The organism is Nostoc sp., from assembly GCF_036916735.1.
In the GTDB taxonomy this organism is placed as follows: Bacteria; Cyanobacteriota; Cyanobacteriia; order Cyanobacteriales; family Nostocaceae; genus Nostoc.
This window is the reverse complement of the sequence record NZ_JBALFV010000002.1, coordinates 90,307-102,000: the sequence shown is the minus strand read 5'-3', so window position 1 is coordinate 102,000 and position 11,694 is coordinate 90,307. Positions and strand designations below refer to the sequence as shown.

Sequence of the window (11,694 nt, the reverse complement as noted above, 5' to 3'; positions counted from 1 at the left end):
GTAAGTTTGATGAGCTATACCCACTATGCCCTGTCTTTTTGCAACTTTAGCTAGATTTCTGGAAAAGACATGATGCCAGATGTAGAAAACTTCAGATATTACTTGAAGCTAAAAAAGTTCAAAAGGGAGCTAAAGTAGAATTATGGTATTAGTTAAACAAATAACAGAAGGTAGTACAATTGCAGTTCGTGGATTAGATTTGCAGTTGTTTTGGGAATTAAATCAATTAGTTCCTAATTCATTAGTCAGTATTTCCGACTTAAATATTAACAGAGGTGAAGGACTTTTCCCTTACTGCCAGCTTCCAGCGCGGAATGCCTTAAAAGCAGCTTTGAAAGATTACGCACAACCTTTGACTATTAATAGTGCTTATCGTTCTGTCATTGCCCAAGCAATGCTTTATAGCCAAAAGCAGAGGGGATTAATTAATAATCTGGTAGGATATCCAGGAAAATCTGACCATCAAAAGGGTGCATCTTTAGATATAGAAGAGTGGGCAGATGTGAAATATTTAATGACCAGTCATGGATGGAAATGGACTTATGGCAATAAAGATCCAATGCACTTTGATTGCACATCTCATGACATTAGAGATATTCGCCCCAATTCAATCAAAGCTTTCCAAAAGCTGTGGAACAAAGCAAATCCAAATAAAAAGATTGCTGAAGATGGGGATTTAGGAGAAAAAACCTTAGATTGTATTTATAATTCTCCTGCTGAAGGATTCTCAAACGTGGAATATCCCAGAGTTTTAAAGCTGACAAGCCCATTACAACAAGGAAAAGATGTAGGCGAAATGCAATTAGCTCTTAGAAAAGCTAATATTCAATTACAACAAGCCAATCAGGTATTTGACCAAGCGACAGAACAAGCTGTAAAGGACTTTCAACAGTTAAAAGGATTTTTCCCCGATGGTGTAGTAGGCGAACAAACTAGGAACCTTTTACAGCTAAACTAGTAGTCTGTCAGCCCCTTTCATACAGGACGCACTCGGGTTCAGGGAAGTCAAAAGTTAAAAGTCAAGGCTTCGGCTTCGTTCAGCCTTGACTTTTGGTTTTTGACTTTTGCCTTGCGGTACTAGTTGTTTTGTCATAAAAGAAGAATTAATATGGATGAGTTTATGGAAGCTGCTATTCAAGAAGCAAAACAAGGCAGACAAGAAGGGGGAATTCCCATTGGTTCGGTTCTGGTCAAGGATGGCAAAATTCTCGGCAGAGGACACAATAAACGTGTGCAAGATGCAGATCCTGTCACCCACGCGGAAATCGATTGTCTCCGCAATGCTGGGAGAGTTGGCAGCTACAGAGGTACTACACTCTATTCAACTTTAATGCCGTGCTACCTGTGCGCTGGGGCAGTAGTACAATTTGGAATTAAAAAAGTCATCGTTGGAGAATCTAGAACTTTTCCTGGTGCTAAAGAATTTATGGTATCTCACGGTGTGAAAGTAATTGATCTTAATCTTGACGATTGCGAACAAATGATGAGTGAGTTTATTGAAACTAACCCGGAACTTTGGAATGAAGATATCGGTAATTAGAGACGCGATTAATCGCGTCTGTACAGGAGTTGCCCGCGTCTTGGTGACTTTTTATAGGAAAATTATGGTGGGAGCGATCGCTATCTCAAAATCACCAAGCTTTTAACCAAGTCAAAAAAGTTACCTCCACACGGGCACTGATCACTCTTAACCTAGTAAAAGCGTGCTGTTATTATCAATCAGCGTCAGAGTTCGATTATTAGCCATACCTGGGTTGGGCTGCATCGATGCACCATAGGACTGAATGTAACGCCGCACTTCTAGCGGAAAGTGGGGATAATCTAATACTGCATCTCCATCGGCAATAGTTGCCCAGAACTCGCGCAAACTAGGAGCTAATTTTTTTGCCTGTGATAATGGTAAGTTTAATGGAGAGTGAGTTAGTAGCTTGATTAGGAAAGGAAAAGAGCGATCGCCCATCCACTGCCGCGATGACTGTTGCAAGTCGGGGAACTCTGGTACTGACTCTACCCGATGGGATAAAATTTGCAACGATTCTTTACCTTGGTTATCTCGATGAAACTCTAGCACCCGATAAGGGTGAGGATAGCTCACTAAAGAACCTGTGGTAATATCATATACTCCATCTGAGTAAGCAATATCCTGAACGTGTAAATGTCCCGTAAATACTAGTTTGACTCCGTAACGTCTTAGCAACTGCAATAGTTCTGCTGAATTTGCTAACATATAGCGATTTGCCAGTGGATGGTTCGATTGATTGGGCAAATGCTCCACTACATTATGATGCACCATCACCAGAACTAATTCATCAGCAGATGCCGCTAGCACCTCTTCTAACCACCGTAGCTGTTTGGCATCTAAACACCCTACTTGCTCACCCTGGTCATTAAAGGAGTTAGAATTCAGTCCAATCAGCTTAACTCCAGGCAATAACTGACGGATGTAGTAAATCTGCTGGGGATCTTCGTAGCCAAATTTCCTGTAATAGTAGGGAAAATCCGCAAAAGCAATTGATTGTTGATCGGCTAACAGCACAGGAACGTCATGATTGCCAGGAACAACATAGACGGGAAAAGGTAGTTGGGCTAAATATTGTTGCAACCAAGCGTGGTTTTCTGGTTCGCCGTGCTGGGTTAAATCTCCTGGTAACAACAAGAAATCTAAATCTAGTTGTGTTAAATGTTCTAGTACACTTTGAAACGCCGAGATACTGACTTCTACTAGATGGAATCGGCTGGGATGATCCCAGATTGTATGGGGAAGTGCCAGGTGTAAGTCGCTGACTACCGCAAAGCGAAAATTGAGAGTCATTGATTTATGAAAATGTTAAAAGCAGAGGTTAAAATAAGCCTTTTCTCAAAAGTATAACGCTTGCTTTGTTTCGCTGCTTAATAATGCATCTACTTAATATTTGTATACATTAAGGATAGATTAAACGCTATGGTGACAATTAATTTTAAGGCTGAATATAACCATTAATCTGCAAAAATTATCAGAAATTTGATTGCTAAAACCCGGAAGTCAAACGCTCAATGATTCAGATTTTCTACCCGATATTTCTAAAACGCGCTTCAACCAATTTTCTATTTGTTGAGCAGCAGATAGCATTTCTTGCCTATCGCTTGTTCAGCATAGGAAGAAATGCTGGGTTAGTTATTAAGAATAAGAAAAAGTACTGCCACTGAGGTTGCCAATCCGATTATGATCGTGTTTGGTGATGAATTTACCTACCAGATCATCAGACTTGATAAACTTATTTGAATCCTTTTGCGGTGTGTCAAAGTTACAAGCGATCGTGCTGTAGTCTAATGTGACCGTGGCATCCCTAGAGTTATAGTTGTAAATGCCACCACCCTTGCCAGACTCTTCTCCACCAGAACTGAGTTCGATCCCGAAAACTTTATTGTGCTTGATAGTGCTGTTGCCCACCGTTAAGGTGCCCTCATTGTAGATGCCACCGCCAAGGTGTGCCTGATTGCCACTAATGGTGCTATTGATCAGCGTAAAAGTGCCTACCAAGCTGGAGCTGTGCATAATGCCGCCGCCGTATGACGCAGTGTTGCCACTAATGGTGCTGTTACTCACGGTTATAATATCGGTACTGCTGTTGATACCGCCGCCGCCGAATGACCCAGTGTTGCCACTAATAGTACTGTTACTCACGGTTATAGTGTCATCAAAGCTGTTGATGCCGCCGCCGAATGACGCAGTGTTGCCACTAATAGTGCTGTTACTCACCGATACCGATACAACACTATCAGTGTCGATGCCGCCGCCGTATAACGCAGTGTTGCCACGAATGGTGCTGTTATTCACGGTTATAGTGCCGCCGCTACCGCTCTCGATGCCGCCGCCGTATGACCCAGTGTTACCACTAATGGTGCTGTTATTCACGGTTATAGTGCCGCCGCCATTTATTGCTATGTTAAAAATGCCACCGCCATCCACTGCTGTGTTGCCAGTGATGGTGCTGTTGTTCAGTGTGAGGCTGCCGCCATAGTTGTTGATGCCGCCGCCATTATCTGCTGTGTTGCCAGTGATGATGCTGTTGTCCAGTGTGAAGCTGCCTCCAATTTCAATGGAGATGGCACCGCCTCCTGCCACCTTGTCGATTATATCATTTGAGAGGCCACCGACTCTTCCCGCTTCATTGTAGTTGTCATTGTAGCTATTGGTAATAGTCAGCCCATTGATTGCAGATGTTACGCCATTGCCAATATCAAACACACGGGAAACACTATCATCCTTAATAGTTAGTAAGCTGGGATTTGTGCCTTGAATGGTAAGGTCATCTGTGATACTAAGACCACTACCAGTCAGATTGATAGTATGAGCCAGCCCATCAGTAAACAGTCCACCAAAATTGATTATGTCTTTTCCTGTTAGGGCATTGGCATCTAGAACTGCCTGCCGTAGTGAACCTAGACCACTGTTGTTAGTATTAGTGACGGTAAATGTAGACATTGCTCTTACTCCAATTTTTTCTTCTGTTGTATAAATTTGATATCAAGACTCATGTTGATACTACAACTAATATGCAAGCATTTTTCCTACTGCTCACCCGTAGTAAGAGGTCAACCCCTTCCCTACGGCAGGGCTGTTTCATTCCCTAAAAGGCGCTGATTTACAAGCGTTTCAATTAAGGTAAACTTACAATTAATGAGTAATAATTCAATAGTGTTAGCGACACAAAATGTGTAAGCGTAGCTCATCGTAGACATCGCTTTGTTTCTTGGCTTCTGTGCTACTCTCCTTTTCGCTAGAATAACTGAGCAGATCAGCAAGGAACAGGTTCAGATTATGGCTCAAGCTAGTATTGGGATTATTGGTGGCAGTGGTCTGTATAAAATGGACGCGCTCAAACATATAGAAGAGGTGCATGTCCAAACTCCCTTTGGTTCACCATCTGATGCTTTGATTTTGGGGACTTTGGATGGTACAAGGGTAGCTTTTTTGGCGCGTCATGGCCGCAATCACACGCTGTTACCCTCTGAGTTACCGTTTCGTGCTAATATCTATGCAATGAAGCAATTGGGTGTGGAGTATTTAATTTCAGTTAGTGCTGTGGGTTCCTTGAAGGAAGAGGCAAAACCACTGGACATGGTGGTGCCAGATCAGTTTATTGACAGAACGAAAAATCGGATTTCAACGTTTTTCGGTGAGGGAATTGTTGCTCATATTGCCTTTGGCGATCCGATTTGTCAGAATTTGGCCAGTGTGTTGGTAGATGCGATCGCATCTCTCAATTTACCAGAAGTTACTCTCCATCGCGGCGGTACTTATGTATGCATGGAAGGCCCGGCTTTTTCCACAAAGGCAGAATCGAATCTTTATCGCAGTTGGGGTGCAACAATCATTGGGATGACGAATTTACCTGAGGCGAAGTTGGCCAGGGAAGCCGAAATTGCATACTCAACTTTAGCGCTGGTGACAGATTACGATTGTTGGCATCCAGATCATGACACTGTGACAGTGGAGATAGTGATTGGCAATTTGCTGCGGAATGCTGTGAATGCTCAAAAAGTGATTCAAGAAACTGTGCGGCGCTTGAGCGAAAATCCACCGTCGAGTGAGGCGCATTCGGCGTTGCAGTATGCGATTTTGACACAGTTGGATAAAGCACCAGCAGCGACGAAGGAAAAGTTAGGGTTATTGTTGCAGAAGTATTTATAGTATAAAAATACTGGCAACGAGTATTACAGGCATAGCGATCGCCCCTTGAAAATTCCTCCATCTCTGTTAGAGAAACAAGACCAAATTTTTTTACTCTCATTTAGGATCTGCGATAGATGTATTTACGACGTAACATTGCTATAGAAACATCTCTAAATATTTAACCAGCTTTACAAGGTCATTTTCCTCAAGCAGTAATCAATTATCCAAGTTAAAATTATTAAATTCCCAAACTAGGTTAAAAACACAATTCGCAATTGTGAATAAAATTAGATTTTGTCAGATATTTTTTACCCACAAATATAATGTTTAAACATTTTAATGCTAACTTCACGCGCATCGATGAAATAGTTCCTAATATATATAAGCTTTCTATCTCAAATAATAAAAAGTTTGTTTTCAGTCAATTCCTTATCCTTGATGAGTGCCCTATGCTTATTCATACAGGTCGCTCAAATTGGTTCGAGCAAACTTATCAGCTTGTTTCGTCTGTCTGCGACCCTTCAAAACTTCATTACATTGCTTTATGTCATCTTGAGGCTGATGAGTGCGGAGCGCTTAATCAGTGGCTTGAAGCAGCTCCTGAAGCCAAAACAATTGTAAGTCCTCTGAATCAATCGAACATGGATGACTTTGCATTGCGACCAACAACAGTTCTTAAAAATAACTTTGCTCTTTCTTTGGGCAAAAGAGATATTATACTTGTTGAAACTCCTCATTTTCCTCATGGATGGGAGGGCTGTCTATTCTATCAGCCGCAAGAGGAGATTCTTTTTTGTTCCGATCTTGCTGCTCATCCCGGTCAGTTTGAGGAGCCTCTTACTGAGAAGGATCTTACAGAATCTATCATTGAGTTTCAGCAAAAAGTCGGGTTTATGTGTGAAGGGAAAAGCTTCACGCGAGGAATTGAGGCAATAGAGAAGCTACCCATTAAGTATCTTGCAACAATGCATGGTTCTATTATTCATGGGGAATCCATCTCGAAGCTTCTTTCAAAAATGAAGCAAACCTTTGGTTCTTAACCGAATCTTCGGCTTCTAAACGTGAAACCATTGTCAGGACGCTTGGGTAGCGGTTGTAGATAATAGGGTATAGTAAAAGGGAAACTTCACTCCAAAATTCTCTCCCTTGCACCTAGCAAATAGCCTCTTGCCTGATTTTGCGCCATCCATACTCCTCAAACCGTAGCATTTGGTGATGGCATAGCGCTAATTTTGATCAAACAACATCTAGAGAAGCATGGACGAGCACCTTACAGGGGAGGCTAATTTTTCACTGGTTTAAGGGGATGTTAAAAGTTGAATGCAGTAAATCCCCTTACTTGCTATACATATCAGGGAACTTTGCTTGAAGTTTAGCCAGCTTCGGCAAGTCATTTATTACTACATAGCGATCGCTCGGATGATGTGCTATGTAATTTTGATGGTATGCCGCAGCCTGATAAAAACCTTTTAAGGAAGCTAATTCCGTCACAATCGGCTTGTCGAAGATTTGCGATTTGTTAAGTTGAGCGATATATTCTTGTGCAGCCTGTTTCTGCTCATCGTTAGCAAAGAAGATGACCGAACGATATTGCTTACCTGAGTCGGGGCCTTGTCGATTCAACTCTGTTGGGTCATGCGCTACCAAAAAGTAGACCTTTAGAAGCTGGCTATATGATATTTGTGATGGATCGTAAGTGATTTTCACTGATTCAGCATGATTGGTTAATCCAGCACTTACAATTGTGTAGTCTGCGGTTTTTGCATCACCCCCAGAAAAGCCAGAAACGACATCAGAAACACCTTTGAGATGCTCAAAAACTGCTTCCATTCCCCAATAGCACCCACCAGCGAAAACCGCTACTTGTTTTCCCTTCGGCGCAGCAGTCGAGATATCAGTGGCGGGAGCAGGAAGTATCACACGAGATGCACCGTATAGGAGTATAACAGTCAGCGAAATGATGGACAAGTTACGTAATAACTGGCGGGAGAGAGTAAAGTTATGAATTGACATGAGGTTGTGAACTCCTTTATTTAATAGACTAAGCTAGAGTTATTCAGCTATTTTGTGATTAAATAGTGAGCTTAAAATCCAAGGCGATAAAAACTTTAGACAGAAAAAAGTATTTTTTTGCTTATAGATATTCATGAGTTTTAGACTGACGTTGGCATAATATTAAACCGAACCAATCTTGAGGATCTGACCAGATTTGTAATGGTTGGAGTCCATGATTCTCTAAAACGGAAACTAAAATTGGTAGATGAAACTTGCGGGATATTTCCGTACAAATTGTTTCGCCGGACTGAAAATAAACCTGATAATCTAAAGCTTCTAGTATTACGGTTTGATTTTTGAGACTTCGTAAATGCATTTCAATTTGGTGAGCTACTGGGTTGTAAAAAGCCCAATGTTCAAATTGGTTGATTTCAAAATCACCTTGAAAGCGTCGATTGAGATGGTGCAAAATATTTAAATTAAAAGCTGCTGTTACAGATTGAGAATCGTTATAAGCTGCCTCGATAATCTCTATTGGTTTTTGCAAATCTACCCCAAATAAAAAGAATTCTCCAGGTTTCAATGCTCGTTCAATTTGAGTAAGAAAGTCATTGCATTCTTGCTCATTTAAATTCCCTAATGTACTCCCTAAAAAAATTAACATCCGATTCTCAAATTCAGCAGGTGGAAGCTGTGCTAGCGCTTGTTCGTAAGTTCCTGCCAAACCGCAAAGTTTTAATTTCGGGTACTGCTCAAGCAAATCCAAAGCAGTAGTTTGAAGAATTCCCGCACTAATGTCAATGGGTAAATATTGCAGTTCTTGTTGAAATTGACTATACGCATCTAACAACAGGCGAGTTTTGCGAGAACTACCACTACCTAATTCTATCAAGGTACATAAACCTGTCATTTGAGCGATTTCTAAAGCAGATGTTTCTAAAATTGCTTGCTCGGTGCGAGTTGGATAGTATTCTGGCAGTTTACAAATTTGCTCAAATATTTCTGAGCCTTGGTCATCGTATAAGTAACGGCATGGTAAGGTTTTAGGTTGATTGCTTAGTCCTTGAATAATATCTGTGTCTTCCTGAATTGATAGCTGAGACGAATGCAAATTAATCCAGCGAAAGCGAGAATCTTCTTTCTGTTGAATCCTCAATTTATTGCTCTCCTTAATTTCTTTTTGGATTGAAGTATAGAAAAACTGTAGATACAAACTTATAAGATTCTTACTTGATTTTTGAACAAAATTAGATATTATACTACGTTGAGCAAACATTGATAGTACGCGGGAAACGTGTGCTACTGGTGGAAACGTCGAGTACGTCAGATTTTGAGCGCACGCGATCTTTCCATCGCAAGTGCGGTTATGAAGAAGAATGTATTAAATATCCAACACTAATTTTGCAGTTCCAGGTTGAGAAATACAAATTAACACCGAACCCTTATCCGTTGTTGCAGTTGGTTCTTCTTGGTAAGCAACTACACCTTCGTGGATTTTACACATACAAGTACCGCAAACACCTACACGACAACTAAAAGGTGGATTAATATCATTGGCTTCGGCAAATTCTAAGATAGTGCCATCACTAGGTTGCCATGTCAAAGTTTTGCCAGATTTTGCAAAGACAATTTCTGCAAATTTCTCATCTCTAGTTGTGCTAGGAGTTTGTTTCTCAGACTGACTTTTCATCGGTTTACTAAAAGATTCAAAGAATACTCTACTGTCAGGTATTCCCGATTCCTTTAATCCTTGCATTATAGACTGCATAAAAGATGGAGAACCACACAAAAAATATTCAGCTTCTTGTGGTACTAACTCTTTAATCAGAGTAGCATCAATATAACCACTACTGTGGTATTTAGCTGTATCTTCAGGTGTAGGACGGCTATAGCAAAAATGCACATTCAGATTAGGATTTTGCTCTGCTAACTTTGTCACTTCATCTCGAAAAGCATGGAATTTACCGTCTCTAGCACCATGCACAAACCAAATAGGGCGTTTAGGATTAAGAAGGGTACAAGCTTTCGCCATACTAATCATTGGCGTAATTCCCACACCATTGCTAATCAACACTGCGGGGATAGACTTCTGCACATCCAAAATAAATTTACCGTTTGGTGGTTTTACTGGAATTACTGAACCTTCCTGAATGCGATCGTGCATAAAATTAGATGCTATACCGGCCATGACATCTAATCCATTCGGTGCAGGTTCCCGCTTAATTGAGAGACGATAGTATTCACAGTTTTCAGGATAATCTGAAAGCGAGTAAGTACGAATTACAGGCTTATCCTGTCCAGGAATATCAAGTTTAATAGTTAAAAATTGACCAGATTGAAAGTTGGTAATTTCACGTTTATCTTCAGGTTGTAAATAAAAAGAGGTAATTTCTTCGCTCTCTTTCACCTTACGAACAACGACAAAATTTCGCCAATCTTTCCAAACAGAACTATCTAATGATTTTAGGTCTGAAGTAGGTTTGTTTCCACTTGCTTTGTTTGTATAAACTAAACCAAATACTGCACCACTAGCTATTCCAAACAGTGAGGAGTATACACCAAATTGATACGCTGATTTAGCTTTGGCATTGGTTACTCCAATTATAACAGCAGCAGATAAGGTGATTACCGAACCAACTGTAACTGCTGCGGCCATGCTTCTGACTAATGGATTTTTAATTATTCCCAGACTTTCTAGCATTGTTATCTCCTGTCTAATACTTTTAGTGATGTTGATTAGGTAATTTGTCAGCAGCGAAAGATACAGCAGTGTTCTAGAATCAAGCAAAATTGAAACTTAAGTAACTGGGGTAGCTTTCACTTCACCAGTCTGGGCATTACGACTTACTTTCAGGACGGTATCCATTGTTTCTGCACCCATCCGAGCAGCTATTTCCGGGCAGGGCTTGCTAGCATGGGTGTTAACTTAGATACTATCTTTTTTATCCAAACTGATTTCTTGTCGCCCATATTTGAGGACAGTTGACATCCAAACTAACTCGTTTATAAACCTTTGCATGCGACGAATGTAGGTTGATTTGTCAATCAAATTGCCCGACTCATCAAATAGTTTTTGAACGTTGCTAAAGTTAAGGTTGTAGAAAATAGTTACTAGCCCTAACTCCCGCATCACAGGTAAGAGGTTTTGGATTACCCTTGTACCACCAAAGGGACCTGCGGAAACGCCGCATAGCCTAACGGCTTTATGAATGTATTCTTTGAGGCAGGTGTCAAGTATATGTTTAAGTAAACCTGGATAACCGTGGTTATACTCTGGTACCACGATAATTAATCCATCTGCCCGTTCTATTGTTGCAGAAAATTGAGGGTCTTTGAGTGGTTCACCTGCATCATCATTAGCGATCGCTATATTTGTAATATCGAGCAGTTCGGTTTCTAAGCGATCGCGTAGTGCAACCTGCTCAACTATAAATTTGGCAACGTGTTCACTCTGGCGACCTTGACGAGAAGTACCAAGGATAATTGGAATAAATAAGGATGAATCTGGCATATTTTTTCTCTTTACTGTTCTTGATAGTTCCAAATAAAGGCCCCCACCATAATTTTTGACTTTACACCCAATCCCCAATCCCTAATCCTTAGTAAAGAGTCCGCTTTACAGCTACTAACCTTAGTAACAAAGATTTGGGTGTTCCTCAGTTGCTTAGGAAACGCTATATAATAGCTCTTGGCTTGAACTTTAAACTAATTGTTACTTAAATAATTAATCTAAAAATTATAGATATATAAAGATTGATATCTATAAAACTAATATTTTGCTGAGAAAGTTCTTACAGATTTCTCAGCAAAATTTAAATTTTCAGTTTCTGAGTAACTAAGTGTAAAAAAATACATGTTTTGCTAGTAATCTTCATTTAATTGCCAAAATTTTTACCCATACTACTGAGTAGTTTGCTACTCAATCTTGATTACTGAATCGGTGTTCTAGTTGGAAAAGATGAACATTTAACATTCATTATTCTGTAATTTGCATTTCAAAACGCAAATTTACCAAGGGCGATAATGCCTACTGGTACAATAAT

The 11,694-nt window shown here is 40.4% G+C and carries 11 protein-coding genes; 5 read left to right on the top strand and 6 right to left on the bottom strand.

The window, feature by feature from the left end; all coding sequences use genetic code 11:
* Positions 1-142 precede the first annotated feature (142 nt).
* The 3 genes from V7L20_RS01380 (at position 143) to V7L20_RS01370 (ending at position 1,646) form a co-directional block, all read left to right on the top strand.
* The gene (locus V7L20_RS01380; protein ID WP_334742338.1) at positions 143-958 is read left to right on the top strand and encodes a peptidoglycan-binding protein; all 816 of its coding nucleotides are present in this window, start codon (positions 143-145) and stop codon (positions 956-958) included.
* A 150-nt stretch (positions 959-1,108) separates the two neighbouring features.
* Positions 1,109-1,540 carry a nucleoside deaminase gene (locus V7L20_RS01375; RefSeq protein WP_334742337.1) on the top strand — a complete coding sequence of 144 codons (432 nt, stop codon included), beginning with the start codon at positions 1,109-1,111 and terminating at the stop codon, positions 1,538-1,540.
* Positions 1,521-1,646, top strand: coding sequence for a hypothetical protein (locus V7L20_RS01370; protein ID WP_334742336.1), 126 nt, complete (start codon positions 1,521-1,523; stop codon positions 1,644-1,646). The genes V7L20_RS01375 and V7L20_RS01370 overlap by 20 nt, the downstream gene beginning before the upstream one ends.
* Positions 1,647-1,687: 41 nt before the next feature.
* Here the strand turns inward: V7L20_RS01370 and V7L20_RS01365 are convergent, their stop codons facing one another.
* Complete coding sequence (locus V7L20_RS01365; RefSeq protein WP_334742335.1) at positions 1,688-2,812, bottom strand: metallophosphoesterase family protein; 1,125 nt, start codon at positions 2,810-2,812, stop codon at positions 1,688-1,690.
* A 345-nt stretch (positions 2,813-3,157) separates the two neighbouring features.
* Positions 3,158-4,465 (bottom strand): right-handed parallel beta-helix repeat-containing protein, encoded by a 1,308-nt coding sequence (locus tag V7L20_RS01360; RefSeq protein ID WP_334742334.1) that lies wholly within the window; start codon positions 4,463-4,465, stop codon positions 3,158-3,160.
* Positions 4,466-4,801: 336 nt separating this feature from the next.
* On the opposite strand from V7L20_RS01360, the gene V7L20_RS01355 reads away from it, so the two are divergent.
* Both V7L20_RS01355 and V7L20_RS01350 read left to right on the top strand, forming a co-directional pair.
* Complete coding sequence (locus V7L20_RS01355) at positions 4,802-5,674, top strand: S-methyl-5'-thioadenosine phosphorylase (protein WP_334742333.1); 873 nt, start codon at positions 4,802-4,804, stop codon at positions 5,672-5,674.
* Between the two features lie 305 nt (positions 5,675-5,979).
* The gene (locus tag V7L20_RS01350) at positions 5,980-6,696 is read left to right on the top strand and encodes a hypothetical protein (protein ID WP_334742332.1); all 717 of its coding nucleotides are present in this window, start codon (positions 5,980-5,982) and stop codon (positions 6,694-6,696) included.
* A 295-nt stretch (positions 6,697-6,991) separates the two neighbouring features.
* Here V7L20_RS01350 and msrA read toward each other — a convergent pair whose 3' ends face one another.
* The 4 genes from msrA to V7L20_RS01330 form a co-directional block, all read right to left on the bottom strand.
* Complete coding sequence (msrA, locus tag V7L20_RS01345; RefSeq protein ID WP_334742331.1) at positions 6,992-7,669, bottom strand: peptide-methionine (S)-S-oxide reductase MsrA; 678 nt, start codon at positions 7,667-7,669, stop codon at positions 6,992-6,994.
* Between the two features lie 121 nt (positions 7,670-7,790).
* Positions 7,791-8,807, bottom strand: a complete 1,017-nt coding sequence (egtD, locus tag V7L20_RS01340) for an L-histidine N(alpha)-methyltransferase (protein WP_334742330.1) — start codon at positions 8,805-8,807, stop codon at positions 7,791-7,793.
* 225 nt (positions 8,808-9,032) lie between these two features.
* Complete coding sequence (locus V7L20_RS01335; protein ID WP_334742329.1) at positions 9,033-10,352, bottom strand: 2Fe-2S iron-sulfur cluster-binding protein; 1,320 nt, start codon at positions 10,350-10,352, stop codon at positions 9,033-9,035.
* A gap of 225 nt (positions 10,353-10,577) precedes the next feature.
* A complete protein-coding gene (locus V7L20_RS01330) occupies positions 10,578-11,162 on the bottom strand; it encodes an NADPH-dependent FMN reductase (RefSeq protein WP_334742328.1) in 585 nt (194 codons plus the stop codon).
* Positions 11,163-11,694 lie beyond the last annotated feature (532 nt).